This is a genomic window from Xanthomonas pisi DSM 18956 (assembly GCF_001010415.1).
GTDB classification, from domain to species: Bacteria; Pseudomonadota; Gammaproteobacteria; order Xanthomonadales; family Xanthomonadaceae; genus Xanthomonas; species Xanthomonas pisi.
In genome coordinates, this window is record NZ_JPLE01000016.1 from 118,161 (window position 1) to 131,757 (window position 13,597).

General features: G+C 66.5%; 14 protein-coding genes. 5 read left to right on the forward strand and 9 right to left on the reverse strand.

Translation table 11 applies throughout. The features are described from left to right. Positions 1 to 32: 32 nt before the first annotated feature. From Y887_RS04330 to Y887_RS04340, 3 genes are all read right to left on the reverse strand, one after another. Entirely contained in the window at positions 33 to 1,010 is a 978-nt protein-coding gene (locus Y887_RS04330) for a beta-ketoacyl-ACP synthase III (RefSeq protein ID WP_046963173.1), read from the reverse strand. A gap of 89 nt (positions 1,011 to 1,099) precedes the next feature. Then, the gene (gene rpmF / locus Y887_RS04335) at positions 1,100 to 1,294 is read right to left on the reverse strand and encodes a 50S ribosomal protein L32 (protein WP_003483870.1); all 195 of its coding nucleotides are present in this window, start codon (positions 1,292 to 1,294) and stop codon (positions 1,100 to 1,102) included. Between the two features lie 97 nt (positions 1,295 to 1,391). Continuing rightward, positions 1,392 to 1,901, reverse strand: a complete 510-nt coding sequence (locus Y887_RS04340) for a YceD family protein (protein ID WP_046963174.1) — start codon at positions 1,899 to 1,901, stop codon at positions 1,392 to 1,394. Between the two features lie 109 nt (positions 1,902 to 2,010). On the opposite strand from Y887_RS04340, the gene Y887_RS04345 reads away from it, so the two are divergent. Then, positions 2,011 to 2,586, forward strand: coding sequence for a Maf family protein (locus Y887_RS04345; protein WP_046963175.1), 576 nt, complete (start codon positions 2,011 to 2,013; stop codon positions 2,584 to 2,586). A gap of 146 nt (positions 2,587 to 2,732) precedes the next feature. Here the strand turns inward: Y887_RS04345 and Y887_RS04350 are convergent, their stop codons facing one another. Genes Y887_RS04350 through Y887_RS04360 form a run of 3 tightly spaced genes read right to left on the reverse strand, consistent with a single transcriptional unit; the run spans position 2,733 to position 7,410 of the window. Continuing rightward, positions 2,733 to 4,565 carry a glycosyltransferase 87 family protein gene (locus tag Y887_RS04350; protein WP_219819713.1) on the reverse strand — a complete coding sequence of 611 codons (1,833 nt, stop codon included), beginning with the start codon at positions 4,563 to 4,565 and terminating at the stop codon, positions 2,733 to 2,735. Next, on the reverse strand, positions 4,565 to 5,560 hold the full coding sequence (locus Y887_RS04355; RefSeq protein WP_046963176.1) for a glycosyltransferase: 996 nt from the start codon (positions 5,558 to 5,560) through the stop codon (positions 4,565 to 4,567). The genes Y887_RS04350 and Y887_RS04355 overlap by 1 nt, the downstream gene beginning before the upstream one ends. 8 nt (positions 5,561 to 5,568) lie before the next feature. Then, positions 5,569 to 7,410: a glycosyltransferase family 39 protein gene (locus Y887_RS04360; protein ID WP_046963177.1), complete on the reverse strand. Its 1,842-nt coding sequence runs from the start codon at positions 7,408 to 7,410 to the stop codon at positions 5,569 to 5,571. A 37-nt stretch (positions 7,411 to 7,447) separates the two neighbouring features. On the opposite strand from Y887_RS04360, the gene Y887_RS04365 reads away from it, so the two are divergent. From Y887_RS04365 to Y887_RS04380, 4 genes are read left to right on the forward strand one after another with little or no spacing between them, the layout of a single operon-like run. Next, positions 7,448 to 8,401 (forward strand): AAA family ATPase, encoded by a 954-nt coding sequence (locus tag Y887_RS04365; RefSeq protein ID WP_046963178.1) that lies wholly within the window; start codon positions 7,448 to 7,450, stop codon positions 8,399 to 8,401. Between the two features lie 5 nt (positions 8,402 to 8,406). Continuing rightward, positions 8,407 to 9,363, forward strand: coding sequence for a DUF58 domain-containing protein (locus Y887_RS04370; protein WP_046963179.1), 957 nt, complete (start codon positions 8,407 to 8,409; stop codon positions 9,361 to 9,363). After that, positions 9,356 to 11,305 carry a transglutaminase TgpA family protein gene (locus Y887_RS04375; protein ID WP_046963180.1) on the forward strand — a complete coding sequence of 650 codons (1,950 nt, stop codon included), beginning with the start codon at positions 9,356 to 9,358 and terminating at the stop codon, positions 11,303 to 11,305. The genes Y887_RS04370 and Y887_RS04375 overlap by 8 nt, the downstream gene beginning before the upstream one ends. Then, complete coding sequence (locus tag Y887_RS04380; protein ID WP_046963181.1) at positions 11,302 to 11,835, forward strand: Slp family lipoprotein; 534 nt, start codon at positions 11,302 to 11,304, stop codon at positions 11,833 to 11,835. The genes Y887_RS04375 and Y887_RS04380 overlap by 4 nt, the downstream gene beginning before the upstream one ends. 298 nt (positions 11,836 to 12,133) lie before the next feature. Here Y887_RS04380 and Y887_RS04385 read toward each other — a convergent pair whose 3' ends face one another. The 3 genes from Y887_RS04385 to Y887_RS04395 all read right to left on the reverse strand — a co-directional run bounded on the left by Y887_RS04385 (position 12,134) and on the right by Y887_RS04395 (position 13,597). Beyond that, entirely contained in the window at positions 12,134 to 12,484 is a 351-nt protein-coding gene (locus Y887_RS04385; RefSeq protein ID WP_046963182.1) for a histidine triad nucleotide-binding protein, read from the reverse strand. Positions 12,485 to 12,582: 98 nt separating this feature from the next. Continuing rightward, the gene (gene recR, locus Y887_RS04390) at positions 12,583 to 13,176 is read right to left on the reverse strand and encodes a recombination mediator RecR (protein WP_046963183.1); all 594 of its coding nucleotides are present in this window, start codon (positions 13,174 to 13,176) and stop codon (positions 12,583 to 12,585) included. A 100-nt stretch (positions 13,177 to 13,276) separates the two neighbouring features. Beyond that, on the reverse strand, positions 13,277 to 13,597 hold the full coding sequence (locus Y887_RS04395; RefSeq protein ID WP_005913896.1) for a YbaB/EbfC family nucleoid-associated protein: 321 nt from the start codon (positions 13,595 to 13,597) through the stop codon (positions 13,277 to 13,279).

Consider the following 13,597-nt stretch of genomic DNA (forward strand, 5'->3'; position numbering starts at 1 on the left):
GCCGCCGCGTCCGCCGGCGGCGCCTGCGGAACTCAATAGCGCAGCAGCGCCGAGCCCCAGGTAAATCCACCACCGAACGCTTCCAGCAGCAGCAATTGGCCCCGCTGCACGCGGCCGGAGCGCACCGCTTCGTCCAGCGCCAGCGGCACCGAGGCCGAGGAGGTATTGCCGTGGCGATCCACGGTGACCACCACCTGCTCCATCGGCAGATCCAGCCGCTTGGCGGTGGCTTCGATGATGCGCAGATTGGCCTGGTGCGGGATCAGCCAATCCAGGTCGTGCTTGTCGTAGCCGTTGGCGGCCAGGGTTTCGTCGACCACCGAATCCAGCGCCTTGACCGCGTACTTGAACACGTCGTTGCCCTTCATCAGCAACGCGCCGCCACCATTCTTGCCTTCGCCGAAGCCCACCGACACGCCCACCGGGTCCCACAGCAGCTCTTTCTTGCTGCCGTCGGCATGCAGATGCGTGCTGAGGATGCCGGTCTCTTCGTCGGCCTTGAGGATCACCGCGCCGGCACCGTCGCCGAACAGCACGCAGGTGGTGCGATCGGTCCAGTCGACGATGCGGGTCAGCGTTTCCGCCCCCACCACCAGCACGGTATTGGCATCGCCGCTGCGCACGAACTTGTCGGCCACGCTGAGCGCATAGACAAAGCCCGAGCAGGCGGCATTGACGTCCATCGCACCGCAACCGACGTTACCCAGCCGCGCCTGCAGCAGGCAGGCCGTGGACGGGAAGATCAGGTCGGGCGTGGTGGTGCCGATGACGATCAGGTCGATCTCGTCGGCGGTGACGCCGGCCGCTTCCATCGCCTTCAGCGAGGCGAAATACGCCAGATCGCTGGTGGTCTGGTCGTCGGCGACGATGTGACGTTCACGGATACCAGTGCGCGAGAAGATCCATTCATCGCTGGTGTCGACGATCTTGGACATGTCGTCGTTGGTCAACACCTTTTCGGGCAAATAGCTACCCGTGCCCGCGATTCTGGAATAGATCCGCTTGCTCATGCTGTTTCCTGGTGCAAGAGCCGCGGTGATTGGCGGCTCCGGAAGTATCGAGGGTCACCCGCCGGCAAAACTGCGGCGGGTGCCACGGATCAATCTTCTTGGACGGCCGACGACTTGGTCGCGATCACCTTCTTGCCACGGTAGTAACCGTCAGCGGTGATGTGGTGACGCAGATGGATCTCGCCGCTGGTCGGGTCGGTCGACAGCTGCTTGGCGGTGAGGGCATCGTGCGAACGACGCTGGCCGCGACGGGACGGGGTGACACGGGATTTCTGCACAGCCATGGGATTGCTCCAACTTTAGTTCGATAACTTGTCTGTTGAGTCGAACAGCACGCTCTACGCCCGCGTCGACCTGTCTTTCCGCCCTTAACAGCGGCGGTTACTGTTTCTTCAACGCTGCCAGCGCCGCGAACGGACTGGCCTTGTCTTGCTCTTCCTGGCTCGGCACCCACTCGGCCTCGATGGCTTCGCTGCCCGGCGCCATCGGCACCACCGGCACCGACAGCACCAGTTCGTCCTCCACCAGATCCGTCGCCCGCAGCATGCCGTCGTCGGGCACCAGCAAGGCTTCGTAATCGGGCGGCAACGCCGCCTCTTCGTCCTCGTCGCGGATCAGACCGAGACGCTGCCTGATCTGCACCGGATACAGAAAACGCTGCAAGGTGCGCTGGCAGGCCAGCGGCAGCTCGACATCGATGCTGAGTTCGACATAGGCGACCTTGAGCAGGGCGTCCTGATCGAACTGGAGCGAATAGACGCATTCGCCCTCGGTATCGACCAGACTTCCCTGCAAACGGGTCATCGCAGAGAGCGGGATGCGGCCATCGAAGCGCCTGCGCGCTGCGACCATCCGCCAAGCATCCAGCATTTCGGGTACGTTCGCGGACATAAGCCGCAGAATGTTAAAGACCCGCAGTAGCCATGTCAAATGGCCCCATTCACATGTGCCGCAGGACGCGCGGGCTGGCAGACTCCCCTGCCCGCCTCTTTCGACGTTCATGATGCCACGCCTGATCCTTGCTTCCACCTCCGTCTATCGGCGCGAGATGCTGGGCCGCCTGCGGCTGGACTTCACCACCGCCCGCCCGGAGGTCGACGAGCAGGCGCTGCCGGGCGAAGCGCCGGGCGCGCTGGCCAGCCGCCTGGCCGCCGAAAAAGCCGCCGCAGTGGGTGCGCATGCGCCCGGGGCCTGGGTCATCGGCTCGGACCAGGTCGCCGATCTGGACGGCCAGGCCCTGGGCAAGCCGGGAACCCTGGACCAGGCACGCGCGCAGCTGAGCGCCATGTCCGGGCGGGTGGTGCGCTTCCACACCGCCGTCAGCCTGGCCGGCCCCGACCGCCGCCTGCATGCGCTGGATGTGACCGAGGTGCAGCTGCGCCTGCTGACAGCGGTGGAGATCGAACGCTACCTGGCCGCCGAACCCGCGCTGGATTGCGCCGGCAGCTTCAAATGCGAGGGCCTGGGCATCGGCTTGTTCGATGCGATTCGCTCGGAAGACCCAACCGCCCTGGTCGGCCTGCCGCTGATCGCGCTGGCGCGGCTGTTGCGGCAGGCCGGGTTCGCGATTCCGTAAGACCAACTCGGCCGTGACAGGGCCGCTCAAGCGAATCTGCTCGCAAGTCGCCATGACGCTATAGGCCCACCGTCACCACGGCGCGACTTACAGCCAGTGAGGCGTGGCACGACCGCTGCCCGTTGCACGAGCACCGGCCGGTTGCGCTACTCCGGCCGAGCGAGTTCGCAGAATTGATATGGGTACTCGGCTTGTCCGACATGCGAGGACAAGGTGCGGCACCGTGACGGATCCAGGCTCAGCCCGTACGCAGCCAGACGCTGCTGCGCGGATTCGCGCACCGCGCGATCTGCAGCGGCGATATCCAGCGCCTTGCCCCTGGGCACCTGCAGCACACAGCGCCCTGGCGACACTGCTTCCAGCTGCGCACGCAGACCGCGGGCGATCAACCAGCGCAACCGCGCGCACCGAGGCTGCGTGTCCCAGCCAAACTGCTGCGCCCAGCCATTCATGCGATCGATCCGCAATCGCTGCTTGTCGCGCGTCGCACCCAGCATCGCGTACAGCTGCGGCCGCTCGGCGATCAAGGCCCTGACCCGCTCGCGGTACCGATCGGTCTCGGAGAGATTGGTCGCCACGCCAATGTAACGCGCCTGCTGCGGCAACAGCGGCACTCGCCAGGACTGCGGCTCGTCGCCGACCAGCAGCACCGTGGATGCAGCAGGATCGGCAAGCGCCGGTTGCTCGACCTGGAAACTGTCGCGCGCCCACGCCTCATGCCCCCAGTCCTTCCATCCAGCCACCGCAACCAGCGCGCACATACCGATCAACCACGCAGCCTTGCGATCCGCATTCACCGCAAAGGCATGCCGGCATACGACCCACAGCACCAATGGCGCAAGCAGCTCCAGTACCAGCAGGTAGCGGTGGATACTGAAGACCGCTTGCCACAGCGCATAGGCAATGCCGAAGAACACCAGCAGGACTACCGCTGCGCGATCGCGGCCTGTCGCAGGCACGCGGCGGCGCAGCACGATGCGTCCCGCTGCCATCAGCGTGACCGCATACAACACCGCCCATCCCGCCTGTACCAGACCGAGATCGCCGACGCGTTGCGGCTTGAACGTAAACAGCAGCGGCCAGATCAGGTGTTCGCCGATGCTGCGCGGCAACCAGCGGACATCGGCAATCGACACCGGCTGAGCCAGCGGCGACTTGAACACGCCGTTGAACTGCGGAAACAGCGGGTTGCCGAAGTGTTGCCAGACCTGCCAATACCAGTGCCCGGCCAGCAACAGCAAGACCAGCACCGCGACACCGGCCAGGACGCTCAACCCCAGAATCCGCGAACGCATGCGCCCGCCGTCGCACAGAACCGCCGGCGCCAGCGCCAGCGCGTACAGCGCATTGGTGAGCTTGAGCGCGATCGCCAGACCGATCAGTGCGCCGGCAATGGCCCACCCCCACGCAACGCCTCGCCCCTGCCGCGCGTTGGCCTGTGTCAGCAGCACGATCGCCAGCGACGCCAGCACCGGGATCGCGCTGGCGGTATCGCCCATGGTGTTGCCCAGTTCGGACAGGAACACCGCACTGCACATGCCGGCCAACGCGAACAGCGGGGTCCACTGCGCACGTCGCGATTCATTGGACAGGACACGCCACGCCACGACGGCCACCGGCATGAACACCACTGCATGCAGCGCACCCAATGACGCCCCGACCAATGGCCCGGACAGATGCAGCATCAACCAGGCATGCAGCACATCGAGCAGCGGACTGAAATAGCTCTGCATCTGCGCCGGCGCCAGGTCCACGCCCAGACGGCCATGGGCCCACGCGTCACCGATGTAGAGATGGTAATTGCGTAAATCCCAATTGGCGTCCTGACCGAGGCCGAGCGAGAGCAGCGCACCGAGCAGCAGCACGGCCACGACCGCAGCGATGATCTGGCGCGGCGAATGGAAACCGAAACGATCATCCGCCCAGCGCAACAAACGCTGCCGGCGCGTCGTCGACGTCGCCCTGGTCACCGATGCCATCACTGCGCCCCCTTGTCGTGCGAGGCCGCCACACGATTGCCTACGCCCGGCTCGGCCAGATACGCCAGATGCTTGGCTTCGACGCGCCCACGCGTGACCGTATCCAGAATCAGTCCGCAGGCCAGCAACAGAAAGCCCAGCAGCATCAGCGCCACGCACAGGATCGCGGTCGGAAAGCGCGGCACCAGACCGGTCTGCAGATAGGTCTCGAACAACGGGATCGCCAGCACGATCGACAACGCGGCGCTGAGCGCAAAACCGATCGAGAAAAACAACAGCGGCCGCTCGGCCTTGAACAGTTTTGCAATCGTGGTGAGGATGCGCCAGCCGTCGCGCCAGGTGTTCAACTTGCTTTGCGAACCTTCCGGGCGCACGCCATATGCCGTCTCGACCTCGGCGACCGGCATGCGCAGCTGCAAGGCATGCACGGCCAGCTCGGTTTCGGTTTCGAAGCCATGCGCATGCGCCGCGAAGGATTTGACGTAGCGCCGCGAAAACACTCTGTACCCGGACAACATGTCGTCGAAACTGCGCCCGAACAGCACCCCGGCGCAGCGCGTCAACAGGACATTGCCGAGCCGATGCCCTGGCCGATAGGCGGCCTGCTGTTGATCGCGACGCGCGCCGACCACCATGTCCAGCCGTTCGTCGATGAGCTTGCGCACCAACGCCGGTGCTGCGGCTGCGTCATACGTCGCATCGCCATCCACCAGCACGTAGATGTCGGCTTGGACATCGGCAAATCCACGCCGCACCACGTTGCCCTTGCCCTGCAGCGCAACGCGGCACACCTGCGCGCCAGCTGCCGCGGCGTTGGACGCGGTGGCATCGCTGGAGTTGTTGTCCAGCACGTGGATCGCCGCACCCGGCAATGCCGCAGCGAAATCGCCGACCACGGCGGCGACGGTCGCCGCCTCGTTATGGCAGGGCACCAGCACGGCGATTCGAAACCCGGACAGAGGTACGGGATGGGTAACGGGCAAGGCGTCGGTCATTGCGTGATCTAAGGTGCGGAAACGGTGACAGGCTGCTCCCACCAGTCCTCGACGCTGCCGTCGCGGCCGTGCAGGCGCAGGCCCAACCAATGCGTGCCCGATGGCAGCGCGCGCGTATCGAGCGTGGCGGAAAAGCCGACGTTGGGATGCTGCGGGTCGGTGGAGATCTTCCAGTAGGGGCGGACATCCATCGGGCTGCCGTAGTCGGCTCGCGCGACCGGACGGCCATCGAGGAGCAGCTCCACATCGGCCAGGCCGATACCGTCCTTGAACGCCCAACCACGCACCTGGACCTGGCCGGAGACCCGCACATCCGGCAGCGGCGTGTCGATCCAGGCCATTGCCGGGGCGATGCACGGCCCGGGAGCGCGTTGCGCCGGCAGCCCGAACAGCAGAAAACGTTGATACCCGTGATCGTTGGAGACCACCGTGGGCGGTGGCAACGGGCCGACCATGTCGCAGATCGCGTGATAGCGCTTGAGCAGGTCGCGGTAACGCTGATCGCTGGGCGACAGCACCAGCAGACGCGGGCCATCGCGGTGTCCGTCGCTGAGCAGGCCCCATTGCTGCAACTGCGCGCTGCGCCCGTGCTTGTCGTTCAAGTCGGCACGCAATACCTCGATCTGCGCATCGTGCAACTGAAAACCAAGCTCGGCGCCCACCTTGAAGTTCTCTGCCAGCACCCGCGTGCCCGGCGGCATCTGCGCCAGCTGACGTTTGACCGCACGCGCCAGATCGTTCCAGCCGGCGAAATTGCGTGGGTAGTATTTTTCGCCGGCCGCATGCGCGCGGATCGACGGCACCGACACCGCCAGGTAATACCCGTAAGCCCCCAGCGTGCCGAGCAGCGCAAGCAGCCATGCGGCACGGCGCAACGGAAGCGGCCAGCGCAACAGGATTACCGGCACCGCCACCAGCAACGCCAGATAGCCGGGCAGCGGCCAGTGGAAACTGATCCGCTCGGCATCGCTGAAGAAGCCGAGCACGAAGATCGCCACGGTCGAGATGCCGCCCAGCAATCCGAAGTAACGCCACTGCGCACGCGACCCGCCGCCGGAACGCGTGCCGGCCAGACTCACCTTGACCATCGCCCAGGCCAATAGCGGCGTCACCGCCGCCGCCTGGATCAGCAGGAACCACAGTCCGCCGATCTGGAACCGCCACGGGTGCCGGTCGACCAGTTGAAAGCGCAGCCCGGCCTCGTCGTGGTCGGTGTTCCAGAACAGCAGCGGCAGCCAGCTCACCGCGCCCACCGTCAGCGCCAGCCAGATGCGCGGGTCGCGCAGCACCGCACGCCCTTGCGGAATGCACAGCAGCGCGATGCAGCCCACGCCGATCACACCGACGAAGCGGTAATGGCTGAGCGCGCCGATGACCAGGCCGATCGCCAGCTCCAGCGCGCTGGTGGCATCGACCTCGCGCAGCAGGCGTGCGCCAGCATCCATGCACAGCACAGCTGCCAGGGCCATCGGCACGTCGGGCACGGCCAGGATGCCCAGCGTGGCCGACAGCGGCATCAGCAGCGTCAGGCTGCCGGCCTGCCAGCCCAGGGTGGAACCGAACCAGCGCGTGGCGATGTGCGCAACCAGCCACGGCAGCAGCGCGGCGATGGCCAGAAACGGCAGCCGCAGCGCCAACAGATGATGACCGCCCGCCTCCACACCCAGGCGCGCCAACCAGGCGGTCATACCCGGCAGATCCGAATACGCCGCAGCCAGGTGCTGGCCCTCCTGCCAATAAAACGCCTCGTCCACAAACAGCGGCAGCCGCGCGGCGATCAACAGCTTGACGGCCGTCGCCAGTGTCCACAGGATCACGAAGGTGCGATGTGCGCGTTGGTCCCCTTGCATTGCCCTGTGCACTCTTCTTCTCACCTACGGAATTGTGATGTCGACACCGCTGCGTTCCACGGAAATGCTAACCGATGCGCTGCGCCATTCGCTGCGGCGCGCACAAGACCAGGTCAATTCGCTGCTGCTGGGCAAGGCGCAGGAAGTGCGGCTGGCGTTCGTGGCGCTGCTGTCCGGCGGACATCTGCTGATCGAAGACCTGCCCGGCCTGGGCAAGACCACCCTCGCCCACGCGATGGCCTCCAGCCTTGGATTGGGCTTCCAGCGCGTGCAGTTCACTTCCGATCTGTTGCCGGCCGACGTGCTGGGCGTATCGGTGTACGACGCGGCCTCGCGCCAGTTCCAGTTCCACCCCGGCCCGGTCTTCACCCATGTGCTGCTGGCCGATGAGATCAATCGCGCCCCGCCGCGCACGCAGAGTTCGTTGCTGGAAGCCATGGCCGAACAGCAGGTGACCCTGGACGGCGTGACCCACGCCTTGCCGGAACCGTTCTTCGTGATTGCCACGCAGAATCCGGTCGACCTGTCGGGCACGTTTCCGTTGCCGGACTCGCAACTGGATCGCTTCCTGCTGCGGCTCAGCCTGGGCTACCCCAGCGCCGATGCCGAGCGCGCGTTGCTGTCGGGGGTGGATCGGCGCGAGCTGATCGCCCAGGCCGCACCACAGCTCAGCGATACCGACGTGGTCGCGCTGCGCGCGGTGGTGGGCCAGATCCATACCAGCGACGCGTTGATCGGCTATGTGCAGGCCTTGCTGTTGCGCAGCCGCCAGCACGCCGGGGTGCGCGTGGGCCTGTCCCCGCGCGCCGGCATCGCGCTGCTGCGCGCCGCCAAGGCGTATGCGCTGCTGCTCGGGCGCGAGCACGTACTGCCGGAAGACGTGCAGGCGCTGTTCGTGGCCGTGGCCGGGCATCGGCTGGTGCCGGAAGCCGAATCGTCCTCCGGGCCGGCGCTGGCCAAGGCGCTGCTGCACAGCGTGCCGGTGGACTGACCCAGGTGCGTGCAGCCTTGCGCGGCATTGGCCGCCGGCTCAGCCTGCTGGCCCGTCCGCGGGGAGCGGAAGCATTGCCGATCGTGCTGGATCGGCGGCGCATCTATGTGTTGCCGACCCGCTTCGGGTTGTTCGTCACCGCCCTGCTGCTGGCGATGCTGCTGGGCGCGTTGAACTACAACAACAACCCGGCCTTGCTGCTGGCCCTGCTGCTGGCCACCGCCGGGATCGCCAGCAGCATCATGGCGCACCTGCAGTTGTCGACGCTGCGTATCGAAGCAGTCTCGGCCGAACCGGTCGTGGCCGGCGAGCCGCTGCGGATGCGGGTGTCGTTGGCACGTCGCGATACCCGCGTGCGGCGCGGGCTGCGACTGGACCATCTGCAAAGCAGCGGTTTCTGCTCGCTGGTCGAGCACGACATGGCCGAGATCGACCTGCTGGTACCCACCACGCAGCGCGGCTGGCAGGACATCGAACGCATCCGCTTGTCGAGCACCCAGCCGCTGGGCCTGGTGCGGGCCTGGTCGTGGGTGTGGCCGGAAACCCCGTTGCTGGCCTATCCCAAACCCGAAGACCACGACCCCACCTTGCCCGATGGCGCCGGTTCGCCCAACCAGACCCGCCTGCATGCGCAAGGCGAAGAACTGCATCAACTGCGTCCGTACCGCGCCGGCGATGCGCCGCGCACGATTTCCTGGAAGCATTCGGCGCGTCGCGACACCTTGCTGGTGCGCGAATACGAACAGCCGCTGGGCATCGAAGTCACGCTGGACTGGCGTGCGCTGCACGCGCTGCCGTACGAACGCCGCATCGCGCGGCTTGCCCGCTGGGTGAATCTGGCCGAACGCGACGGACGGCGTTACCGCCTGCTGCTGCCGGGCCAGCCGCCACTGGGGCCTGCGCAAGGTCCGTCCCACCACCACCTATGCCTGCGCGCCCTGGCGCTGCTTCCCCATGACTGAGCCGTCCCTTCCGATCAGCCAGGCCAGCCGCGGCTGGGTGCTGGCCACCAGCTGGCTGGGCCTGGCGCCGTTACTGCTGCAGTTGCCCGGCCTGCTCGCCACCACCATTGCGGTGGCCGCGGTGCTGGTCGGCGGGCTGAGCTGGCGCGGCACCGTGATGGCGCCGGTGCGGGGGTTGCTGGTGATCGCGATGCTGGCAGCGGTGTACTGGCAGATCGGTATGCGCTTCGGTCGCGATACCGGGTGCGCGGTGCTTGCCGCGATGCTGGCGATCAAGGCATCAGAACTGCGTTCCCTGCGCGATGCGCGCAGCCTGCTCGGCTTTGCCTTGTTCGCCCCGTTTGCGGCATTCCTGCTCGACCAGGGGCCGGCAACGATGGGGCTGGCGTTGCTGGCGGTGGTCAGCGCCTTGCTCAGCATGCAGCGGCTGGCCGACGAAGAACATCGCACCAGCACGCCTGGGCTGCGCCTGCAGTTGCGCGGGATCGGCAAGCTGGTGGCCATCGGCGTGCCGCTGGCCATGGCCACGTTCTGGTTGCTGCCGCGCCTGAGTTCGCCGCTGTGGGGCGTGCCTGAGCGCGCACTGTCGCGGCCTGGCCTGTCGGACAACATGTCGCCGGGCGAATGGATCGACCTGATGGCCGACGACAGCCCGGCGCTGCGCGTGCAATTCGCCGGCAAGGCGCCACCGCCGCAGCAGCGCTACTGGCGCGGGCCGGTGATGTGGGATTTCGACGGCCGCACCTGGCAGCGCGCGCGCTGGACCGGTCGCGGCCAGCCCGCATCGGTCACGCCCGGCCCACAGACCTATCGGTATCGACTGGATTACGAGCCGACAGACCGTCGCCAGCTGGTATCGCTGGACCTGCCGACCCAGGGTGTCGCCGATGCCGAGCTGTCGCCCGATTACGAACTGTTCGCGCAGCGGCCATTGAGCGCACTGACCCGCTGGGAGCTGCAATCGGCGCCACCGGCACGCTTCGATAGCGACCTGCCCGATCAGTTGCGCAAGCGCGCACTCGCCCTGCCACCCGGCTTCAATCCGCGCACCGTCGCGCTTGCCAGGCAATGGCGGGCCGACGCCGGCAACAACGACGATGCCGTCGTGCAGCGCGCACTGGGTTGGATCACCCGTGAATTCGCCTACACGCTGGACACGCCACTGCTTGGCCGTAACAGCGTGGATGAGTTCCTGTTCCAGCAGAAAGCCGGGTTTTGCGAGCACTTCAGCTCCTCGTTCGTGGTGCTGATGCGCGCCGCCGGCATCCCCGCACGCGTGGTCACCGGCTATGCCGGCGGGACCTACAACGGGCTGGGCAACTACTGGGTGGTGCGCCGCATGGATGCGCATGCCTGGACCGAGGTGTGGCTGGCCGGTCGCGGCTGGGTGCGGGTGGACCCGACTGCCGCCGTGGCGCCCGAACGCATCTACGACACGCTGGAAGATCGCCTGCAAACCGATGGCAACAACTTCGCCCAGCTCGGCACCTGGGCCGGCCTGAGCCAGGTCGGCGACTGGCTGCGCCGCGGCTGGAACGATCTGGTGCTGTCCTTCAATGCCGACCGCCAACAACGGCTGCTGCAGCCGCTGGGTATCGACCGCCTGGAGCCCACCCAGCTGGCCGCCGTCTTTGGGGTGTTCGCGGTCGGTGCACTGGCGTGGATGAGCTGGTTGCTGGCGCGCGGCGAACGCGAGCGCGACCCGCTGCTGCGTGCCTGGCATCGGCTGGGCCGGCGTTACGGCAAGCTGGGCCTTGCCCGCGAACCGCACGAACCGGCCATTGCCTGGGCGCAACGCGTCGCCCGCACCCACCCCGACACCACATTGTTGGCACTCAGCCAACGTTTCGCTGCCGCGCGCTACGCTGGCGCTGATTCGGACAGCGCCTCACTCCTTAAAGATCTGCAGCAGCATCGCCCGCGAACCGGAGTTTCCTCATGAGTACCCGCTTTCTTTTTCCCATTGTCGCTGTGCTCGGGCTCGCAGCCTGCGCCACCGCGCCCAAGCCGCTGCAGGGCCAGTTCCCCACGGTCAGCCCAAGCGACTCCACTGCCAGCGCGCAGCTTGGCACCTCGGTGCGCTGGGGCGGCAAGATCATCCAGACCAAGCCTGGCCAGGGCCAGACCTGCTTCGAGCTGATTTCGCGCCCGCTCAACGCCAGCGGCCGTCCGGATCGCAATGCCGTGGATGCCAGCGATGGCCGCTTCCTGGCCTGCCGCTCGGGCTTCTACGACCCGGCCGTGTTCGAACCCGGCCGTGAAGTGACCTTCATCGGCAAGATCGAGGGTTACGAGACCACCAAGATCGGCGAGTACGACTACAAGCTGCCCAAGGTGAACGCCGACGTGGTCTACCTATGGCCGGTCGTGCGCGACGTGGACGTGGTGCCGGCCTACCCGTACGGCCCCTGGGGCGACCCGTGGGGTCCGCGCTGGGGCGGCGGCTGGGGCTGGGGCCGCGGCTGGTGGTAAGCGATTGCTGAGTCAGCCGTGATGCAAAACGCCGCTCTTGAAGGAGCGGCGTTTTTGTTTATGTGGACAAGCCGTCGACATCAACGCGCTCGTGCTGCATCCGTCCCCGCCGGTCCCGCGCTGCGCACGCGCAACACGCCGGCTGTGACCGCGGCTGCGCGGCTGGCGAGAGTGCATGCCGATGCGCATCGTCGTGCGGCCGCAGCGGACGGGCGATCGACCAGGCTCGACCCCGGCCTATCCTTACCACTCAACGACCTGTTCAGTCACATCGTTGGCAACGCCCAGCGATGCACAGTCAGGGTGTGCCGAAGCGACCCAGCGGCGCACCGGCCAGCAGATGCAGATGGATATGGAATACCGTCTGCCCGGCATGCTCGCGGCAATTCATCACGATGCGATAGCCGTCCTGCGCCAGGCCCTGCTCGCGTGCATACGACGCTGCAGCGAGTGCGAGCTTGCCCACCAACAGCGCCTGCTCCGGCGGCACATCGTCCAGCGTGGGAATGGCGTGCTGCTTGGGAATGAACAGCACATGCACCGGCGCCTGCGGCGCGATGTCTTCGAAGCCCAGCACCTCGTCGTCTTCATAGACGATGGTGGCGGGGATTTCGCGACGGATGATCTTGCTGAAGATGGTGTCGGACATGATGGGGATTGGGGATTGGGGATTGGCAAGAGCTTACCGCGCATGCCTCCGCTTTTCGTTTCTACGAATCCCCAATCTCAACTCCCCAATCCCCGCCCTCAAACCGCCTCGCTACGCGTGCCGAAGGCGTGCGACAGCGTGCCGCGATCCACATATTCCAGCTCGCCGCCCAGCGGCATGCCTTGCGCGAGCCGGCTGGGCCGCACGCCATGCTGGCGCGCCAGCTGCGCCAGGTAATGCGCGGTGGCCTCGCCCTCCACCGTGGCGTTGGTGGCAATGATCATTTCGGTGATTTCGCCGGCAGCCAGGCGTTCGCCGAGTTGGTCCAGCCCCAGCTCGCGCGGGCCGATGCCATCCAGCGGCGACAGGCGGCCCTGCAGGATGAAATACACGCCGCGGTAGCCGGTGGCGTGCTCGATCGCCAATCGGTCGGCCGGCGATTCCACCACGCACAGCTGCTGCCGGTCGCGACTGGCGTTGGCACAGATCGGGCAGATCTGCGCCTCTGTGAAGTCGCGGCACTGCACGCAATGGCCGACCTTTTCCACCGCATTGGCAAGCGCCGCCGCCAGACGCCGCCCACCCTCGCGCTCGCGCTCGAGCAGGTGGTAGGCCATGCGCTGGGCCGATTTCTGGCCCACGCCCGGCAACACCCGGAAGGCTTCGATCAGTTGTTCGAGTAGGGAGGACATTGGGTGGCCGGGATTGGGAATTGGAGATTTGGGATTCGCAAATGCAGAGGCGGATCTCGCTTCCAGCCAATCCCCAATCCCGACTCCCGAATCCCCTCGCTCAGAACGGCAACTTCATGCCTGGCGGCAACTGCATGCCGGCAGTCGCCGAGCCCATGCGGTCCTTGGATTCGGCGTCGATCTTGTTGGAGGCATCGTTGAAGGCGGCGGCGATCAGGTCCTCGGCCATTTCCTGGTCGGAAAGGATGCTGGGATCGATCCGCACCTTACGGCACTCCTTGGCACCAGTCAGCGTCACGCTGACCATGCCGCCGCCGGCGGTCCCGGTGACTTCCAGCTTGGCCAGTTCTTCCTGGGCGCGCTGCAGGTTTTCCTGCATCTTCTGCGCCTGCTGCATCAATTGGGCAATATTTCCACGCAT

Coding starts and splice junctions, on each gene's coding strand:
- Y887_RS04330 (WP_046963173.1), bottom strand. CDS start 1,010: ATGAGCAAGCGGATCTATTCCAGAATCGCGGGCACGGGTAGCTATTTG.
- rpmF (WP_003483870.1), bottom strand. CDS start 1,294: ATGGCTGTGCAGAAATCCCGTGTCACCCCGTCCCGTCGCGGCCAGCGT.
- Y887_RS04340 (WP_046963174.1), bottom strand. CDS start 1,901: ATGTCCGCGAACGTACCCGAAATGCTGGATGCTTGGCGGATGGTCGCA.
- Y887_RS04345 (WP_046963175.1), top strand. CDS start 2,011: ATGATGCCACGCCTGATCCTTGCTTCCACCTCCGTCTATCGGCGCGAG.
- Y887_RS04350 (WP_219819713.1), bottom strand. CDS start 4,565: ATGGCATCGGTGACCAGGGCGACGTCGACGACGCGCCGGCAGCGTTTG.
- Y887_RS04355 (WP_046963176.1), bottom strand. CDS start 5,560: ATGACCGACGCCTTGCCCGTTACCCATCCCGTACCTCTGTCCGGGTTT.
- Y887_RS04360 (WP_046963177.1), bottom strand. CDS start 7,410: ATGCAAGGGGACCAACGCGCACATCGCACCTTCGTGATCCTGTGGACA.
- Y887_RS04365 (WP_046963178.1), top strand. CDS start 7,448: ATGTCGACACCGCTGCGTTCCACGGAAATGCTAACCGATGCGCTGCGC.
- Y887_RS04375 (WP_046963180.1), top strand. CDS start 9,356: ATGACTGAGCCGTCCCTTCCGATCAGCCAGGCCAGCCGCGGCTGGGTG.
- Y887_RS04380 (WP_046963181.1), top strand. CDS start 11,302: ATGAGTACCCGCTTTCTTTTTCCCATTGTCGCTGTGCTCGGGCTCGCA.
- Y887_RS04385 (WP_046963182.1), bottom strand. CDS start 12,484: ATGTCCGACACCATCTTCAGCAAGATCATCCGTCGCGAAATCCCCGCC.
- recR (WP_046963183.1), bottom strand. CDS start 13,176: ATGTCCTCCCTACTCGAACAACTGATCGAAGCCTTCCGGGTGTTGCCG.
- Y887_RS04395 (WP_005913896.1), bottom strand. CDS start 13,597: ATGCGTGGAAATATTGCCCAATTGATGCAGCAGGCGCAGAAGATGCAG.